Annotated in this window: 25 protein-coding genes and 1 pseudogene; 5 read left to right on the forward strand and 21 right to left on the reverse strand. The window is 37.6% G+C overall.

The genetic code is table 11. The features are described 5' to 3' along the window. The first annotated feature begins 176 nt into the window (after window positions 1-176). Entirely contained in the window at window positions 177-446 is a 270-nt protein-coding gene (locus ETB99_RS03620; protein WP_226373752.1) for a hypothetical protein, read from the forward strand. A 2-nt stretch (window positions 447-448) separates the two neighbouring features. On the opposite strand, the gene ETB99_RS03625 is transcribed toward ETB99_RS03620, so the two are convergent. The 3 genes from ETB99_RS03625 to ETB99_RS03635 all read right to left on the reverse strand — a co-directional run bounded on the left by ETB99_RS03625 (window position 449) and on the right by ETB99_RS03635 (window position 2,504). Further along, entirely contained in the window at window positions 449-1,258 is an 810-nt protein-coding gene (locus tag ETB99_RS03625) for a M15 family metallopeptidase (RefSeq protein WP_129000291.1), read from the reverse strand. A 73-nt stretch (window positions 1,259-1,331) separates the two neighbouring features. After that, entirely contained in the window at window positions 1,332-2,036 is a 705-nt protein-coding gene (deoD, locus tag ETB99_RS03630; RefSeq protein WP_077428415.1) for a purine-nucleoside phosphorylase, read from the reverse strand. A 105-nt stretch (window positions 2,037-2,141) separates the two neighbouring features. After that, window positions 2,142-2,504: a hypothetical protein gene (locus tag ETB99_RS03635; protein ID WP_171699920.1), complete on the reverse strand. Its 363-nt coding sequence runs from the start codon at window positions 2,502-2,504 to the stop codon at window positions 2,142-2,144. Window positions 2,505-2,585: 81 nt separating this feature from the next. Here ETB99_RS03635 and ETB99_RS15155 point away from each other — a divergent pair, with 81 nt between their 5' ends. Next, window positions 2,586-2,711: a hypothetical protein gene (locus tag ETB99_RS15155; protein WP_255707113.1), complete on the forward strand. Its 126-nt coding sequence runs from the start codon at window positions 2,586-2,588 to the stop codon at window positions 2,709-2,711. Between the two features lie 101 nt (window positions 2,712-2,812). Here the strand turns inward: ETB99_RS15155 and ETB99_RS03640 are convergent, their stop codons facing one another. The 8 genes from ETB99_RS03640 to ETB99_RS15160 all read right to left on the reverse strand — a co-directional run bounded on the left by ETB99_RS03640 (window position 2,813) and on the right by ETB99_RS15160 (window position 8,602). Next, complete coding sequence (locus tag ETB99_RS03640) at window positions 2,813-3,121, reverse strand: hypothetical protein (RefSeq protein ID WP_077428926.1); 309 nt, start codon at window positions 3,119-3,121, stop codon at window positions 2,813-2,815. Window positions 3,122-3,274: 153 nt separating this feature from the next. After that, window positions 3,275-4,045, reverse strand: coding sequence for a sporulation protein (locus ETB99_RS03645; RefSeq protein WP_171699921.1), 771 nt, complete (start codon window positions 4,043-4,045; stop codon window positions 3,275-3,277). Between the two features lie 98 nt (window positions 4,046-4,143). Beyond that, the gene (locus ETB99_RS03650) at window positions 4,144-4,317 is read right to left on the reverse strand and encodes a YozD family protein (RefSeq protein WP_004890329.1); all 174 of its coding nucleotides are present in this window, start codon (window positions 4,315-4,317) and stop codon (window positions 4,144-4,146) included. 232 nt (window positions 4,318-4,549) lie between these two features. Continuing rightward, on the reverse strand, window positions 4,550-4,744 hold the full coding sequence (locus tag ETB99_RS03655) for a hypothetical protein (protein WP_004890325.1): 195 nt from the start codon (window positions 4,742-4,744) through the stop codon (window positions 4,550-4,552). 83 nt (window positions 4,745-4,827) lie between these two features. Continuing rightward, complete coding sequence (gene bioB / locus ETB99_RS03660; protein ID WP_171699922.1) at window positions 4,828-5,817, reverse strand: biotin synthase BioB; 990 nt, start codon at window positions 5,815-5,817, stop codon at window positions 4,828-4,830. A 107-nt stretch (window positions 5,818-5,924) separates the two neighbouring features. Continuing rightward, the gene (locus ETB99_RS03665; protein ID WP_171700026.1) at window positions 5,925-7,361 is read right to left on the reverse strand and encodes an NAD(P)/FAD-dependent oxidoreductase; all 1,437 of its coding nucleotides are present in this window, start codon (window positions 7,359-7,361) and stop codon (window positions 5,925-5,927) included. Between the two features lie 146 nt (window positions 7,362-7,507). Then, window positions 7,508-8,446 carry a magnesium transporter CorA family protein gene (locus ETB99_RS03670; RefSeq protein WP_171699923.1) on the reverse strand — a complete coding sequence of 313 codons (939 nt, stop codon included), beginning with the start codon at window positions 8,444-8,446 and terminating at the stop codon, window positions 7,508-7,510. Window positions 8,447-8,470: 24 nt separating this feature from the next. Beyond that, window positions 8,471-8,602: a hypothetical protein gene (locus ETB99_RS15160; RefSeq protein WP_255707176.1), complete on the reverse strand. Its 132-nt coding sequence runs from the start codon at window positions 8,600-8,602 to the stop codon at window positions 8,471-8,473. Window positions 8,603-8,766: 164 nt separating this feature from the next. Between ETB99_RS15160 and ETB99_RS03680 the strand changes: the two genes are divergently transcribed. After that, the gene (locus tag ETB99_RS03680) at window positions 8,767-9,054 is read left to right on the forward strand and encodes a HesB/YadR/YfhF family protein (protein ID WP_171699925.1); all 288 of its coding nucleotides are present in this window, start codon (window positions 8,767-8,769) and stop codon (window positions 9,052-9,054) included. 18 nt (window positions 9,055-9,072) lie between these two features. Here the strand turns inward: ETB99_RS03680 and ETB99_RS03685 are convergent, their stop codons facing one another. From ETB99_RS03685 to ETB99_RS03730, 10 genes and pseudogenes are all read right to left on the reverse strand, one after another. Beyond that, complete coding sequence (locus ETB99_RS03685) at window positions 9,073-9,492, reverse strand: acyl-CoA thioesterase (protein WP_077428928.1); 420 nt, start codon at window positions 9,490-9,492, stop codon at window positions 9,073-9,075. 91 nt (window positions 9,493-9,583) lie between these two features. Continuing rightward, complete coding sequence (gene tlp, locus ETB99_RS03690; RefSeq protein ID WP_171699926.1) at window positions 9,584-9,811, reverse strand: small acid-soluble spore protein Tlp; 228 nt, start codon at window positions 9,809-9,811, stop codon at window positions 9,584-9,586. Between the two features lie 126 nt (window positions 9,812-9,937). After that, complete coding sequence (locus ETB99_RS03695; RefSeq protein ID WP_004890310.1) at window positions 9,938-10,081, reverse strand: acid-soluble spore protein N; 144 nt, start codon at window positions 10,079-10,081, stop codon at window positions 9,938-9,940. A 34-nt stretch (window positions 10,082-10,115) separates the two neighbouring features. Beyond that, the gene (locus ETB99_RS03700; RefSeq protein ID WP_077428929.1) at window positions 10,116-10,247 is read right to left on the reverse strand and encodes an FbpB family small basic protein; all 132 of its coding nucleotides are present in this window, start codon (window positions 10,245-10,247) and stop codon (window positions 10,116-10,118) included. An 80-nt stretch (window positions 10,248-10,327) separates the two neighbouring features. Beyond that, a complete protein-coding gene (locus ETB99_RS03705; RefSeq protein ID WP_077428422.1) occupies window positions 10,328-10,849 on the reverse strand; it encodes a peroxiredoxin family protein in 522 nt (173 codons plus the stop codon). 50 nt (window positions 10,850-10,899) lie between these two features. Continuing rightward, window positions 10,900-11,040: a hypothetical protein gene (locus tag ETB99_RS03710; protein WP_088223298.1), complete on the reverse strand. Its 141-nt coding sequence runs from the start codon at window positions 11,038-11,040 to the stop codon at window positions 10,900-10,902. Window positions 11,041-11,100: 60 nt separating this feature from the next. Beyond that, entirely contained in the window at window positions 11,101-11,373 is a 273-nt protein-coding gene (locus ETB99_RS03715) for a YpbS family protein (protein ID WP_077428423.1), read from the reverse strand. After that, on the reverse strand, window positions 11,366-15,001 hold the full coding sequence (locus ETB99_RS03720) for a dynamin family protein (RefSeq protein WP_171699927.1): 3,636 nt from the start codon (window positions 14,999-15,001) through the stop codon (window positions 11,366-11,368). Before ETB99_RS03720 ends, ETB99_RS03715 begins: the two co-directional genes overlap by 8 nt. Before the next feature lie 58 nt (window positions 15,002-15,059). Continuing rightward, window positions 15,060-15,566: an isoprenylcysteine carboxyl methyltransferase family protein gene (locus ETB99_RS03725; RefSeq protein WP_253263533.1), complete on the reverse strand. Its 507-nt coding sequence runs from the start codon at window positions 15,564-15,566 to the stop codon at window positions 15,060-15,062. Then, a pseudogene (locus tag ETB99_RS03730) lies at window positions 15,563-16,626 on the reverse strand (type III polyketide synthase). The gene ETB99_RS03725 and the pseudogene ETB99_RS03730 overlap by 4 nt, the downstream one beginning before the upstream one ends. Window positions 16,627-16,891: 265 nt before the next feature. Between ETB99_RS03730 and ETB99_RS03735 the strand changes: the two are divergent. Next, window positions 16,892-17,347, forward strand: a complete 456-nt coding sequence (locus ETB99_RS03735) for a chemotaxis protein CheX (RefSeq protein WP_035019637.1) — start codon at window positions 16,892-16,894, stop codon at window positions 17,345-17,347. Window positions 17,348-17,614: 267 nt separating this feature from the next. Then, window positions 17,615-17,764, forward strand: a complete 150-nt coding sequence (locus ETB99_RS03740) for a cytochrome c oxidase subunit 2A (protein WP_003396066.1) — start codon at window positions 17,615-17,617, stop codon at window positions 17,762-17,764. The last annotated feature ends 15 nt before the right edge of the window (window positions 17,765-17,779 follow it).

Here is a 17,779-nt window from a genome sequence, read left to right on the forward strand (position 1 = left end):
TCTTTGATCATAAAAAATTCCCCTCTCGTAATCATGAACCATAGCTCCTCTCGTTGACACTATGGTTCTATTGTAAGTGGGGAATTTTATTCCGGCTATATTGGGGATTTTATCATCGGCTTTAACATAAAGTATATTTCAAAATTGTAAATACGCTCGAAGGAGGAATGAGAACGATGATTTCGCAATTTATCGGCCAAACAGAGGCAGCAATCCTTCGCTTTTCTGTCTCCTTATTGACAGAAATTGAGTTGAAAATTATGAAAAAACAAATTATTTCACAACACCAGGCGATGAAATACGCTAAACATCAAATTGATTTATTCGTTAAACAAATGCATTTCCGTCAAGCACTAAGTGCAGTATATCGGTCAGAAATATACATTTATATTTCTACAAAACTTGCTCGTGTGTTTGAACAATATCGTGTATTCAAATGTGTATAACTTTACATTTTCTTTACAATTTGAAAATATTCCTCTAGCGTGATTTGTTTTTCATAAATAATTTTGGCTGCCTTCACGCCGACATAACGCAAATGCCAAGGCTCGTATTGATATTTTGTAATATGCTCTTTTCCTTTCGGATAGCGAATAATAAAACCAAATTCATGCGCATGCTCAGCTACCCACTTTCCTTCTCGCGTGTCACCAAAAGCAGGGGTAATGGCATATTGAACACTTGGACTTGTAATATCCATCGCTAATCCGGTTTGATGTTCACTTTTCCCAGGCATCGCAACGGCAACAACTGCTTTTTCTTCTCCTAATCGTTGAACTTCAAATGTAAACAACTGTTGTTGCCGTTCATACGAACGATAGCCAGATACAGCATATAACAAAACTTGTTGTTGTTTCGCTGCTGTAAACATTGCTTCTAACGCTTTTGCAGCTTCTGCACGCATGTGTCGTTTTTCAACATCCGTTTCTTTAAACGTAAACGGAACATTTGGAATAACTAAGTCAGCCGGCTTGTAGTCAGCAGGTAATTGCTGCTCCTTATTTACTAAAGCTAGTATATTATCTGGATTTATAATGACTTTTACCCCATTTTGCACTTCGATTTGATTCCAAAATCGTTCTTCAAGTACAAGCTCTTCTTGTTCTTGTTGTTCAGAAGGTAGTGTGGGTGTTTCAGAAGATGGCGTCGGCTGCTCAGCTTGGACAGGAGGCTTAGACGGTCTCGGTTCCTGCTCAAGTGATCCAAAGGATTGACAGCCACTAGTTATTATCAAAAAACAACATAACCATTTTTTCATCTTTTTCTCCCTCACGAATAGAAGAAAGCTCCGCGAGGAAAATGATTCGCAGGAGCTTTCTTTATTTTTTAGTTTATTGGCGAATCGCTGTTTCAAGAGCGACTTCGATCATTTCGTTAAATGTTGTTTGGCGCTCTTCAGCCGTTGTCTCTTCCCCTGTTAAAATGTGATCGCTTACTGTTAATACCGATAATGCTTTTCTGCCAAATTTAGCGGCTAATGTATAAAGCGCTGTTGTTTCCATCTCTACAGCCAGTACACCGTATCGTGCCAGTTTTTCAAATTGTGCATTTTCATTATAAAACATATCAGCTGTAAATACACTGCCAACTTTTAGTTGTAATCCTTTTTCTTTTCCAATTTCGTACGCTGTTTTTAACAAGTCAAAGTTAGCTGTCGGAGCGTAATCAATTCCTCCGAACGTCATGCGATTCATTTGGGAATCGGTTGACGATGTCATCGCTAAAATGACATCACGAACTTTTACATCTTTTTGAATAGCACCACATGTTCCGACGCGAATTAATGTTTGAACGTTGTAGCTTTGCATAAGTTCTGTAATATAAATAGAAATAGATGGTACACCCATACCTGTTCCTTGAACGGAAATACGATGGCCTTTATATGTACCTGTAAATCCTAACATACCGCGAACTTGATTATAGCAAGTAGCTCCCTCTAAAAACGTTTCAGCGATATATTTTGCGCGAAGTGGATCTCCTGGAAGTAAAATTTTATCTGCAATCTCGTGTTCTTTTGCTCCAATATGAACACTCATATGTATCCTCCTTTAATCTTTATCGTTGCATATATACTATACCACACTCCTATGTTTCACTAAAGCATTGTTTTTCATGTATAAAAAAAGAGGGGATTCCCCTCTTTACGATATTTTGCGAAAATACTTTGGTTTCACGTATAAAACCTTTTTATCTTCACTTACAACATATTTTTTCTTTGCTTGCTCATAATGTTCATATATTAAATAACAAACAACATAAATTGGTAACACCGCTTCTAAAGACGCTAAATAAATGAGGTAAAATGGGTGCTCGCTTGTTTCAAACATTCCACTAAACACATAGTAAGCGCTTGCAATCACCACGTTAGTGATGCTAATGTTTGCCAAATGAAGGAGGAAAATTTTCTTTCTCCGCCCAATGAGCCGCTCTAATTCGAATTTAATAAACAAGGAACAAAAAATCGCAACAATTCCGACGATGGAAGAAATCATAAATGCAAACATCGTTTTTCCCACCCTGTATGTATATTTTTTATGATGTTGTCGATGTTAATGGATGTAACTACACGTAAAGGAGGTTTCCAATTGGGAAAAAAACATCGTAACCGCATCAATAGCCCAAAGAAAAATAACCATGTTCCGAAAGAAACATTGATCGCTGAAGCTGAAGCACACGATAAAGAGTACAATGCTGATAAACGAAAAAAATAATCCCCTTGCACGCACAAGGGGAATTTTTTATCATACTCTAACCTTGTGCTCATTGTCTATATACAATATAGCACAATTTTGTGAACATTTAAAGACATTTTTTAACGCACATGCATACGGTGAATACGCTCCCATCCATCTGGGCTTAAGCGATAAAAAAATTGTCCATATCTTCCTTCGTCAATGAGCAAGATGTCGCCTGTCCCTACATAGCGTGCATCATAATCTTTCGGCACTAGATCAGGAACGTTAAATATTCGATAAACTTCTGCTAATACGTCATCGTGATCTTCTCCGTTTACTGTTAAGCGATATACTTGCCGATACCCTTTTATTTGACCAAATTGTGGGGTTTGAAAAAGCGTTACATCATAACATTGCGTTGATTTTAATATTTTCTCCATAAACATCCGAATCACCAATATCCACTCCCTTTTTTCTTTTTGTAACTATTAGCGATTCGTTTTGTCGATTCCTTTTTCATTTTTTTACTATTTTTGTCGAATACATATAAAATTCCGACATAATTATACATAAAAAAAGACCGGGGGCTCCCAGTCTTTTTAAGCGTATCGTCGAATAAGTGAAGCAAGATCTGTTTGTAATGTTTGGATGTGCTGTTCATTAATCGTCACGCGAATGAACGTCTCATCTAAATCGAGTGCTTCCGCAAACAATCCAGCCAGCCCTCGCGCACGTCGATCCACCTGAATAAGCAATTCAAACGCATTTGCCCCTTGGGCAAAAAAAATGATTTCCACTTCATCAAGCTTCCCATGAAATTCTCCTCGAACTGGTACAAACTCAAACTCTTGAACAAAAGGAAGTCGCTTACCAATACGATAAGGAGCTTCTTTACATTCGGCTTCTTTTAAGCGGAAGCCTAAGTTTTCCATCGCTCGAAATACTTCGTTCATCATCCGATTAGGTTGAACACGAATGTAATCTTCATCTGTCGGATCGACAGCATTTTTTATGTCAAGTCCTGTGTGTAACCACACTCTTGTTTTTCCAACTGTAATTGGTGTGTCAAGCGGAAGGGAAAAAGAAAATGGAAATTCTTTCTTTTCTCCAGCACGAATTTTGAATGATTGGGCAATTTTCCATTTTTCAACAATTGCTTGCTTCGTTACTTTGCGATCATCTACTTCTTTTGTATATGTAGCGCAGAGAGATAAATATATATCATCAATTTGTTGTTCTATATTTCCTCCCGTTACCTCTACAACCCCAGTCACACTTTCACCGAGCAATAAATGTGACTCATGCAACTTTGTATCTACTTTCGCCGCACCAATCCCAATACTCGCTAAAACTTTATTAAACAGACCCATAAAAACCCTCCTCTTATTTATCAGTACACTATGTTGTACGAATAAAAAAAGAAAATGTTTCAAATTTCAAGCAAAAAAACGACGGGACATCCGCCGTTTTATTCATCAATTACTTCCTCATCAATAATACTTTTTTCGATCAAATAATCAAACATAATATCTGCTATTTCTTCCATTTCACGCTCTGTTGGGACAAACCCTCGCCGAACAAGTTCATTGTAAAAGAACTCCGCAATTTCCTCCGTATCGATCACAACTTCAATTTCTTTCACAACATCGCCCCCTTTGTATTATGTTATGAAAAAATGATCCATTTATGTCAGCCGTTTTTATGTATATTTACCGCTATGTACACATACGTTGGAAGTAAAAAGGAACGGAGGGCAAGCTTATGAGCGAACGAATTGATCAATGGATGGAGACGATCACGAATGTATTATTCTATATCATACTCTTTTTCTGTATTCCTTATTTCATATACGTATTATCGCAATGCATATAATTTCATTCGCGTCGTCTCCGTCGGGTAAACTTTTTTAATTGCTCAATGATTTGTTCCATCATCTGTTCGTACTGTTCATCACCAAATCGTTCGTACAACCACTTGTAATCGTTATAAATATCTAGTAAACCGTCAATAATCTCTTTTTCTTCTTGTTTTCGACGCAATCGCTCGTTTTCAAATTTTCGAGATATCACATGAACTTCACTCCAATGTTGAGCATCGTAATTAGTAATAGTATATGTACAGATAAAAAAGCCGACACACAACGTCGGCTTTTTTATCTCGCATAAGATGCTGGGGCAAAATCAATATCAAATCCTAAATCTTCAAGCATTTGAAAATCAGCATGTTTTTCTTGTCCGGCAGTCGTTAAGTAATCGCCAACAAAAATGGAGTTCGCAGCATACAAGCCGAGTGGTTGCAAACTACGTAAGTTTACTTCTCTCCCTCCAGAAATACGAATTTCTTTCGTAGGGTTAATGTATCGAAATAATGCTAATACTTTTAAGCAGTAACGTGGATTTAGTTCTTTTGTCCCCTCTAACGGCGTTCCATCAATCGCATGAAGGAAATTTACAGGGATTGAATCCGCATCTAACGCTTTTAAACTTCTCGCCATTGCGATCACATCTTGTTTTGTTTCTTTCATACCGATAATCACACCTGAACATGGAGACATCCCTGCTTCCTTGACCGTTTCTACCGTACGTACCCGATCATCGTATGTATGGGAAGTCGTAATATGAGGATGATGTTCTTTTGACGTATTAATATTATGATTGTAGCGATCCACACCTGCTTCTTTTAAGCGCAACGCTTGTTCTGGCTTTAGTATTCCTAAACAGGCACATACTTTTAAGCCGTACGTTTCTTTAATTTCTTTAACCGCAGATACAACGATATCAATTTCTTTATCGCTCGGTCCTCTTCCGCTTGCAACGATGCAGTATGTTCCTATTTTGGCCTTATACGCTCGCTTGGCACCTTGCAAAATTGTCTCTTTGTTTACCATTTTATATGTCGGAATCGGGGCTGTTGATATAGAAGATTGGGAACAATATCCGCAATTTTCTGGACACAATCCCGACTTTGCATTCATAATCATATTTAATTTCACTTTATTTCCGTAGTACGTTTTACGGATGCGATAAGCACCTTGCAACAATAGCAATAGCTCATCATCGGGACAATTTAATATTGCAAGCGCCTCATCATCTGTAATGTCTTCCCCATCTAACACACGATTTGCCAATAGTAACCAATCCATTGTTCTCCCCCTTTTACTTCTAATTACCAATAATCGTATTCGATTAGAAGTTATATGTCAACATTATTTTTATTTTAGTTAACAAAAAAACTAGCGAACAACCTTCGCTAGTTAGACGTTTCGACAATATTTCGGGCAATCCATACCCCACATGCCCCCGCTTGCGCCAGACCGCGTGTAATTCCTGCGCCGTCTCCTCCAACATATAGCCCTGAGATTTCTGTTTCAAAACGTTCATTTAATTTTGGACGGGCAGAATAAAACTTTGCCTCTACTCCGTAAAAAAGTGTATGTTCTGAAGCAATGCCTGGGGTTACAGCGTTTAGTGCTTCTGTCATTTCAATTAAACTTTTCATTGTGTTATATGGAAGAACGAGCCCTAAATCTCCAGGAACAGCCTCCTTTAACGTTGGTTCGATGAATCCTTCTTTAATCCGTTTTTCTGTTGAGCGTCTCCCTTTTAAAATATCTCCGTATTTTTGTACAATAATGCCGCCGTTAGATAATGCATTCGCTAAACGAGAAATTTGCTGGGCGTATTCGTTCGGTTGATCGAACGGATCTGAAAATTTATGAGAAACAAGAAGAGCAAAGTTTGTATTGTTGCTTCCTAGTTTTGGGTCTTTATACGCATGACCATTTGCAAGCATAATCCCTGAATGATTTTCGACAACAACATGACCAGAAGGGTTACTACAAAATGTCCGAACTTGTGTTCCGACGGATGTGTTAAAAATAAACTTCCCCTCATACAAATGTGTATTAATTTCCTCCATAACGACGTTAGACGTTTCGACACGAACGCCAATATCGACTTGATTATTGATCATTTTCAACCCACGACGCTTCAATATGTTTGTTAACCAAGCAGAGCCATCACGTCCTGGAGCGATGACGACACGATCGGCATATAACATATGTCCATTTTTTAATTGAATTCCTTTTACATGATGCGTGCCATTTATTTTTTCCGTCAAAATATCGCTTACTTCCGTTTTGAACATCATATCAATATGGGTACGTAAATATTCATATATGCTCTTTAAAATTTCTAAATTTTGTTCTGTACCGAGATGACGAACTTGTGCGCGCAACAATTTCAATCCAGCAGCATAAGCACGCTTTTCAATTTTTCTCACTTCATCTGTCAATGGATCGGTCAACGTACGCGTTGCACCATGTTTCAAGTTAATTTCGTCCACATAACGAATGAGTTGTAACACCGTTGAATCAGGTAAATAGTCTGTCATCCATCCACCAAACTCGCTCGTAATGTTAAACTTACCATCGGAATAAGCTCCTGCCCCACCAAATCCATTTGTAATCGAACAAGCAGGTAAACAACCTGCGTAATCTTTTTTTCCAGCTGGTGGCGGACATTTTTCAATCTTCTTCTGCAAAATCGGACAATTTCGTTTATAAATATCGTGCCCTTTATCAATTAACAGCACACGTGCCCCTCGTAATTTTAATGTCAATTCATAACAAGTGAAAATCCCTGTCGGACCTGCCCCAACAACAATTACATCGTAACGATTGTTCATCATTCATCCCTCACCTTCCGTTTTCCGAATGTTAATATACTAAATAGCACATAATCAGTCAATAAAAAACGATCTTTTTTTTTTATTTTTTTATAGAATGTTCGTTTTTATTTAAAACAAAAAAAAGAACGGTACGTGCCGTTCTTTTAAAAATAACGCTTCTTCCAAAAAACAAACGCCGTAATACTTGAAAGCACGAAAGAAATGCCTAAAGCAACTAAATATGCATACGGTGTATCTTGATATGGGATCGGAACGTTCATCCCATAAAAACTTGTTACCATCGTTGGAAAGGAAATAACAATTGTAATCGCAGCTAAAAATTTCATGACGATGTTTAAGTTGTTTGAAATAACAGAAGCGAAGGCATCCATCATTCCACTTAAAATGCTGCTATATACTTCTGTCATTTCAATGGCTTGCTTGTTTTCAATAATGACATCTTCTAACAATTCTTGATCGTCTTCATACATCCGTAAATAATTTAAACGAAGCAATCGTTCCATCACAATATTGTTCGCTTTTAACGATGTCGTAAAATAAACAAGGCTTTTTTCTAAACTAAGCAAAGAAAACAACTCTTTATTTTGCATCGATTGATGTAGCTGTTTTTCAATTTCGCTCGTTTTTCGATTAATTTGCTTTAAATATCTTAAATAATACGTAGAAATCATATATAACATTTGTAACGCAAAACGCGTTTTCATATACGTATAAAAATTTTTCACCTTGTTCTTTGTAAACTCTTCAAAAATCGGGTTTTCTTGAAGGCAAACGGTGATAAAACATATATTTGTAATAATCATTCCAATTGGAATGGTTTCATATGTTGGAATATTTCCTTCATCGTACGTAATAATTGGGATGTCTACGATGATGAGTACATGGTTATCTTCTTTTTCGATGCGTGAACGCTCTTCATCATCGAGTGCATCTTTAATAGAATCGATGGGAATATTGAGATGTTCTGCAATGTAGCGAATTTCACTCTCCGTTGGAGAAATGAGGTTTACCCAACAACCATTTTTTAGTTCGTGAATTTCTTCTAATTTTCCTTGGTCATTCGATAAATAAATGTTCATCATGGCGTGATCCCCCTATCTTCTCTACTAGAGGTAAGCGCCACTTTTTTGCCGTTGGAGCGCCTGTTTCGTTTGTGAGCAGTACGTTCCAGCGCCAAAAAACGAAGCTACTTCCCCTATTATTGCTGGTTCTGGTTCATTTTTACTCGTCCTGCTCATAACGGAACTGTCACTCCTTTCGTTTTCACAATCATTACGGATTAATGATACATGTTTTGCCACCATTTGTATAGTTCATTTTTTATTTTTTCTCGAATGGCATGTACAAAATAGAAAAATATTTCTCGTTCTTTTATAATCATTTATGAAAGGTGGTGAATGTCATGAACATATCTATATGTGATCAAGCATTTCAGTGGTATAAAGAAGAACTTCAATTACAGCGCGGGGACTATGTTCGTTTTTTTGCTCGATATGGCGGATGTAGCAATGTACAAAAAGGTTTTTCTTTAGGAGTAAATAAGGAAGAGCCGATCGATGCTGCGGTTGCACTAGAAAAAAACGGCGTCATCTTTTTTATTGAACAAAACGATATGTGGTATTTTGACGGTCACGATTTACATATTGAATTTGATGAAAAGCAAAACGAGCCGGTATTCACATATAGATAAAAGCGGGGGATCCCGCCTTTATCTTTTTTTTGCCCGCTCGTATGCCTCGTGCCAATCTGGAAAATATTTTCTGATTAAAACTGGTTGAAACGTTTCTTTTGTCACACAAACATGTTTTGAAGTTGCTGTTGCTGCGATTTCATTTGTCGGGGTCAATACTTCGTATCCATAAACAACCCGAATACCATCATATGATTCCACCCACGTTTTAATCGTAGCTATTTCCCCGTATCGTAACGGCTTCTTATAAGAAATTTGTAAATCAATAACTGGGGACACAATCCCTCTTTTCTCCATATCAGCATATTGAAAACCAAGCTGTTGAATAAAATGAGCTCGTCCCATTTCTAACCAAATTAAGTAATTCGCATGATAAACAACCCCCATTTGATCCGTTTCTGCGTAACGCACTTCAATCTCTTTTTGTGAAATGACCATCATTTCTCACTCTCCAACATAACGATACTTTATCACTATTTTACCATAAACATAGGAAAAGCAGAAAAAAAGAGCCGCACATATGCGGCTTTTACAATTCGTATCCTTTTTCTCGTGCTCTTGCCTCGTCTTTAATCTCTGCTCGCATCGCCTCAATTGCTTCTTCACGGCGATGATTTTTTTCCCTAATTTTCTCACGCTCCTCTGGACTAGCAGACGCCATCGTTTCTTCCGCTCTTTCAATATTCTCAAGCGTATTTTGTACCATGTCCTGTAATTTTTCTACATTGTCGCGACGATCATCTTCATTCGGTCTCATGTTATCATCCTCCTTGTGAAAGTAAAATGTACATTTTTTATCGTGCACGTTTTTCTTCATGTTATACAAATTTTATTGTTTATCATAATTTAATTATGTAAACTATATAAGGGCGAATATTCGCCCTTACTCACCCTTCGTTTGAATGACTTGTGGATGTTGACCAGATTGATCTTGCATTTGCTTTCCTTTATTGCCACCTGCTGATCGCGGTTTCGTTCCGATATGTTGCGGCACAAATGGCTGTTGATTACTTTTTGGATTACCCATTTTTCATCCCCCTCTCCCTCATAGTATGGCTATATTACTCTGCTTTATGAAGCCAACGTGTTTCCATTTTTTCTTCCAGTTTTTCTAATGCGCTGACATCATTTAATAGTTGTCTTTTATTTTCCATGACGAGTTCTGCAAATGTCCGTTTTCTTATTTTTCGCATGATGTATTCACCTACTTTTTGTTTTTTTCTATCTTTTCCAAACATAATGAAAAATATACAAAAAATAGCCGACTCCTCGGCTATTTTCCCCATTTTTCTGCATACTGTACCATTTGCTCATATGACATAGGACCGATTTGTTTTTCGCGAATTATTCCTTGACGGTCGATAATAAACGATGTTGGAATCGGTTGAATGTCATATTGTTTCATCACATTGCCATCAACATCTAGCACAACTGGAAACGTTAAATGGTAATCCTTAATAAACTCACGTACTTTTTCTTGCGAATCTCGCACCATCACATTTACGGCTACAATTTCTACTTGTCTATAATACTGTTCATAAAATGTCTGCATATCTGGCATTTCTGCACGACAAGGCGGACACCATGTTGCCCAAAAATTCACAATAACTGCTTTTCCGCGTAATTGTGAAAGTTGTACGGTTTTCCCATCAATCGTTTTTAAAGAAAAGTTTGGGGCCTTCATGCCAATATGAATACCTGTTTTGATTGTTTGTCTCTCCGCCGTATGTTCCCAAAGCATATATGCAAAAAAACTAAATAAAACGATGATGGCCATCCACTTTTTCATCAACATACCTACCCTTCTATTTGTCATCTCATAAGAAAAGGCGCATGTGCGCCTCCTTATCGAATATTTTTATGCTCATTGCTCATTTTTTTTACTTCCACTTCAGCATATGAAGCAAATTCCGTTTTTAATTCGTTTTTATGCTTCGCATTATTATTTCGTTGAGCATTAGCATTTCCAAATTTTGTTCGTCCCATCGCTTTATCCTCCTTTTATACATGATGCACAGATAGTATGCGCGAACGGGACGTTTCACACTACGACGATTTGTTATTTAATTTTTGGACATACTCCTTTACCATGTCAACTGTTACATATTTTCGCTGTGGTACAATTCCATTTTTCGCTAGTTCATTTATTTGTTTTGTCACTTCATTAATTTTTTGTACAGAAAATGACTCTCCTCGTTGACATAAGGCAATGGCTTCTTCAATATATGTTTCCCGTTTCGTATTTAGCTCGACAAATGCCCGAACGAGTGCGTGTTGTTTTTGCGAATGCGCTGTAATCGCTTGGTGAACTTCAGTCATTATTCATTCCTCCAATCGTGTCATAAATATGTTGTAATTCATCTATTGACGCTTGGGCTGTTAAAGCAGCACTTAAACCGGTGAAATGTTCATTCAATTGCTCACGCATATGATGGTGAAGTTGCTCAATCATTATATTCCATTGCTCCTTATAGTGAACAAGCAAACGCTTTTTCTGCTCAGTTATATATGCTTTTACCGGTTCATGCAATTGCCGTTCCAATTCTTCTTTCATCAATCGTTTTTCATCTTTTTCAAAAAATGATTTTGCGTTTTTATACAACGCTAATGCCTTTTTAAATATGTTGCGATCTAGTTGTTCAAAAGCAAGTGGAAATTCCATTGTTGGAAAAACAGGAAGATCCGCTTTTGTTACAATGAGATCATGAACTTCCTTCCATTGTTTTTCTAACGCCATAAAATGAAGATCATAACGTTTGCTTATAAATGCTTCGATTCGCAAACTAGTTGCACGCATTTCTTGCGCCAAATCAAATCCAATGGAATATAAAAATTCATCCAAACATAATTGTAACGCTTTTTTTATGTTGCTCTGTCGATCATGAAGAACAGAAGGATTGAACGACTCTTTAAACCAATCCGGTAAACGAAAAAAGACGCGCTGTTGAATATAATAAACTAATTCATTTAATTCTTGCTCGATCGCATGAACGTCGTGATTTGCTTCGTATTGTTCGATAATCCGCTCAAGCTGTTGTTGCTCTTGGTGCAATATGTGCAACTTTTTACGTTTCGTTTCATCGCTTTGTTTTGCTTCTGCAATATATTCTGCTAGTCGCTTTTGCGCTTGTTTTATTTGCAAACGAGCGGAAGCAAGCGCTAGCGAGCTAAGCTCTTGATGAATAAACGGGTAAAACGCCTGCTCAAATGCGTCCATTCCCGAATTGGATAGCACATCATGTTTCCACAATTCTCCGTTCTTTTCTGCGAGCGCCCATTTACTTGATAGCGAAAAAAGACGAGGATGACGAATACCAAATTGTAAAAGCTGATCTTTCACATAGTGAACAACAGCTTGTAATTCCTCTGTTGTATGTGCTAAATCCGCTGCATTAATGATGAAAAACATCTTATCTAAACTAAACGTATCCTTTACTCGACCAAGCTGAATTAAAAATTCGCGATCCGCTTTTGAAAACGCATGGTTATAGTATGTGACAAAGAAAATCGCATCAGCATTTTTAATGTAGTTAAATGCAACTCCTGTATGACGAGCGTTAACAGAGTCCGCGCCTGGTGTATCGACAAGAATAATGTTTTCACGCGTTAATGGGCAATCATAATATAGCTCAATCCATTCAACAAAACACGATTTTGTTTCATTCGCTACATATTCATGAAATTGCTGAAGTGAAATCGTAAGCAATTGTCCAAGCTTTTCTTTCATTTGTTCATACCCGTGCACAACGGCTTGTAAAAACGCCCAATGCACTCGTTCCTTAGCATCAACAGCTTCATTACGAATAGCTTTTTTACTTTCTTCGATCGCCTCTTGTAATGAATGAACTTGCATACCGAAAAAGCGCAAAGAGTGTTGTAAATCGTTTAAAAGCTGCTGTTCCGTTTTTACTTGTACGACAACGGTTCCATGCGGACGATCACCTGTTGGTGGAACAATTTTGTTAATAGTTGCCGTCGTCGGATGTGGCGAAACAGGTAAGACATGTTCACCGATTAACGCGTTTGCAAATGAAGATTTTCCTGCGCTAAAGGCGCCAAACAAAGCAATCGTAAACGTCCGTCGTTGAAGCTGCTGAACTTTTACTTCCATTTCATTTGCTAGCTGTTTCATTCCTTTAATTGGGGCGATCATTTGACTAATCGTCCGCAATTTTTCGATCATTTGCTCGGTCGTCTCATTTTCTATTTGCACCGTTTGAATTGGATGTTGTTCTTGCGCTGATTCATTTCCATGTGGAACTTCTTCTTTGCTTTCACTGCTTGTTCTTATTGTAAACGTCTCATGAACAAACGGATAAACAGCATCATCGCTTAACGAATTGGCATTTTCGACGACTTTTTGCAATTGTTGACGCGTATGTTCACGCTCACGAGCAAGTTGCTTCAATTGCTCCCAGCATGCCCGTTCCCCCATCAACTTATTGAGTTGTTGTTGATACATACTCAATTTTTGTTGTACTTTTCCCTTCTCAATGATTTGTTCGACAAGTTGAATAGCTGCATCGCGATATAACCGTTTCATTTCGTTTGCTATGTCGTTCGTATATGTTAATACATAATCGCCTGTGACAACTGGTTGATTTTGTTTTCGTTCAACAATCCATTGTTCTGAAAACGGGACGGTTAATTGTTGAATACGATGCAATAATTCATGGTCGTGAACATCATATTGTTGATAAAACTGCTTCAATAAGTCACGGATGTGCCATTCAAGCTGACTTTCGATTTTTTGATGTAAATCTTCATAAAACGCATGCAACCGCTTTTTACGTTCTTCCTCTGTTTTTTGCTTTGTAAATAAAAAACCGACTTTAAAATCAGGTTGACACGCTTCTAAATAGGCACGCGCATACTCTCGTGTTTCATAAGGCATCACATATGCATTGTGTAACGTCGTTTCCAACTGTTGTTCAATATGTTGCCTAGCATTTGTCCACGTTGTATGAATATGATCAATCGCTCGCTCAATTTCTTCGAGTTTTGCAAGAAGCTCATGTTCATGATCAAACGAGAGCGACTGCCGTATATTTCGCTTTTCTTCTTCCTGTTGAGCGATGACGATCTGCATATGGTCGTCGATCATTTGCTCGACAGCGATACGTATGTTTTGATGAAGTCGTTCCTCTTTTTCATCAAAAAGTGACCGCAATAATTGTTTTAATGTCTCAAGTTCGTTGTATATATTATCTTTTTGTTTCAGCGACGTATAAAATATTCGTTCAAATGTGATGCCCCACTGCTGAAACGATTCCTCGACAGAACGAGTAAACTGTGAAAATAGAAGTTCTTCATCACGATGTTTATCAATTTGATTCACAACTAAGTATAGCGTTTTTCCATACTGTGACAAACGCTTCGTAAACTCGAAGTTCAATTCCGCTTGAACATGATTGTAATCCATCACATAAAATATGACGTCCGCTAAATGAAGTGCAGACTCCGTCGCCAAACGATGAGCATCATCGGTTGAATCAATACCTGGTGTATCCATAAGTACTATTCCGGGCGGGATCACCTCTGTTTCATCGCTAATCTCGATCATGTCAATGGCGTCGCCATCCCGACAAAACGTTTTCACTTCGTCGTAATCATAAGGAGCCGTATATTCAATCCGTTCGCCAGATTTATAATATACACGCGCATACGGTTTCCCTGTTTTTACTTTCACAAGATTTGCACTTGTCGGAATTGGACTAGACGGTAAAAGCTGAGCACCGATCAATTCATTAATTAAACTAGATTTTCCTGCAGAAAAGTGTCCACAAAAAGCAATCGTAAACTCTTTATGATACACTTTTTTAATTAATTGTTTCGTTTTATTTGCTTGAGTCATGTCACCTCTTTTAATAAATTCGTCATGAAGTGCGATGAGACGATATAACCATTGTTGCAATGATTGTGTTTTTGTCATATGCATTTTCCCCATACCCCTTTTAAAAAATCTACCTTCATTTTACTGTAGTTCACAGAAAAATAAAATCCCCCTACTTATGAGGAGATTTTAATAAACGTAGCGCCTGTTCCTCTACACGAATACGGATAGATAAGAGGTACACGTTCCATACTGTAAATATGACAGCTGTCCAATATGCTTGAAACATCAGGGGAATAACAAGGAGTTCTAGAACAACAACGAGGTAATTCGGATGACGAAACCATCGATACGGTCCTTTTTGTATTCGTTCTGCATTTGGCAATACAATAATTTTCGTATTCCAATACCGCCCAAGCGAAGCAATGGTCCAAAAACGAAATAGCTGTAGAATGATAAAGATATTAAACAAAAATGACCATAAAGCAGATGCATGTTTTTTCCTTCCCTCGAGCAAAAGCGAGACAAAAAATAAACTATGCATACAAACAATATGTTTATAGTGATTTTGCCCGAACTCTTTCGCCCCTCTCTCCTTCATCCATCGTTCATTTCTTTTTGCCCAGTACAACTCAACAAATCGTTGAGCAAGTAAAAAGAGAAATACTTTCCATTTCATAATTTCTCTCCCCATTTTAACAATAAAAGCTCACAGCTAAATCCCGGTCCCATCGCCATCATTAAACCGTGTTGTTGAGTGATAGGCTGTTGTAAAAAACGCTGTAAAACAGCAAGCACAGTTACAGACGACATATTTCCATGCTCTCGTAAAACATGAATCGCATGAGTTAACTTATTTTCATCTATATGTAACCCCTCTTGATAGGCATCGAGCACTTTTTTACCACCTGGATGTACGACAAAATGTTCAATTTGCGAAACACAAATCCCGTTTTTTCTTAAAAACAATTCCACGATTTCACCAATCGATTGACGAATAATAGTCGGAATATGCCTAGAGAACACCACATAAAATCCGTTATCTTTTATATCCCACCCCATAACATCCTCCATGTTACGCATAAATATCGATTGCATATCGATCACCTGTGGATCTATGCTTTGTAACTGTACATCATTCCCTACAACACACGCACAACCTACTCCATCCGCAAATAGTGATGTGCCAATAAGATTGCTTTTTGACACATCGTCAAGTTGAAAAGTGAGACTGCAAAACTCTACCGCGAGGACAAGCACTTTCGCTTTTGGATATGCTCGACAGTAATCTACCGCTCGAGCAATGCCAACTGCTCCCCCGGCACATCCGAGCCCCCATATAGGAATCCGTTTCGTATGTATCGAAAAAGGCAGCTCGTTCATTATTCTTGCCTCAATGCTCGGTGTAGCAATCCCCGTCGTTGAAATAAAAAAATAGCTTCAATATCTTCGAACGGAATGTTTCCGCGATGTAAACAACGTTCAATTGCTTCTTTTCCATATTGAACGGCATGTTCAATATACAGTTCATTTTTCTCAGCGAACGAATGAGCTGTCATATACCAATGTAACGGTTGTACAAATGACCTTGATTGAATATGGTCATGTTCAAAAATCGATAATAGACGATCGATATGCTCATAACGATGTTGAAACATACGTTTGATTGCAATCATCACCTCGTTTTGTGAAACACGGTAAGGAAGTTCAGCTAATTCCACTGCAACGATGCTCGGCATACATCTCTATCCTTTCATTTTCATTAATGATAATATTTTTCTGATAAAGGAATTTTATACATATTAAGTAAAAAAGCCTCCCTCACCACAATAGGAGGAAAGCTTTCGACGTTTTGAAAGGAGGTATGTTGTTGTGCACTTCCATTATAACGCAATTTATTGTTTCGTCACTATGTTTTTTTATGTTTTCTTTGTCTACATTTGTCGAAAAATGATGTAATCGAAACGAAAAATTTGTTATGATGAAGAAAAAAGGGGTCTTGTTATGGCTTTAGGTGAGAAAATTACAACGATTTTAAACGGAACGATCGAATCGATTCGCTCTGTCATCCCGCTAGCAATGACAATCGAAAAACCTTCATTGTTTACACAACCTTTCACTCAAACGTCCATTAGTGTATTAATTGGGATGACCGGAGACTTACGGGGACGCCTTATGATTGAAGGGCATGAAACGATATTTGGAAGTATCGGAGAAACGATGTTCGGCATGCCTTTAGAAGGTGAAATGCTCGAATCATTTACCGGTGAGCTCGGCAATATGATTGCAGGAAACTTGGCAACGATCGTATCTCAAAAGGGAATTACAATCGATATCACTCCTCCTACTGTTCTTGTTGGTCAAACAAAAATTTACGGTTTTGATAAAGCATTTCGCGTACCGATTCACTTTGAAAATAAAGGAGAATTGCAGCTTATTTTAACAATTGATAACGAATAAGTGCAAAGAGAAGCTTGCGTTTGTAAGCTTCTTTTTTTATTTTTTATCCATATTTTTCTAAATATTTCACACTTCTTTCACAACCTCACAAAATTCGTGTGACAAAAGTCACAGATACTCCTTATTTTTACGGTTATGATGATGGTAAAGTAACGAATGAACAATTTGTGAAATGTACGAAGAAAGCGTTTCATTTCGCAAATTGTTTTGTATGATGTAAGTGTATACATTTCTAATTAAGGTTTATTTAGGAAAGGAGGAATAAAAATGAAAACCCAATTAAACACAAACACCCCAAAAACAAAAGTGGAGAAAGAGCCTACATTGAAAGGAACGCTCGCTTCTGTTTTATTTTTAGGATTTTTCCTCATTTTCACGTGGGTAAGCGTATATTTCTTGTTTTTGAATCGTTTATAGAGAGAAAGGAGACGG

This window comes from Anoxybacillus sp. CHMUD, from assembly GCF_013096965.1.
GTDB lineage: Bacteria > Bacillota > Bacilli > Bacillales > Anoxybacillaceae > Anoxybacillus > Anoxybacillus kestanbolensis_A.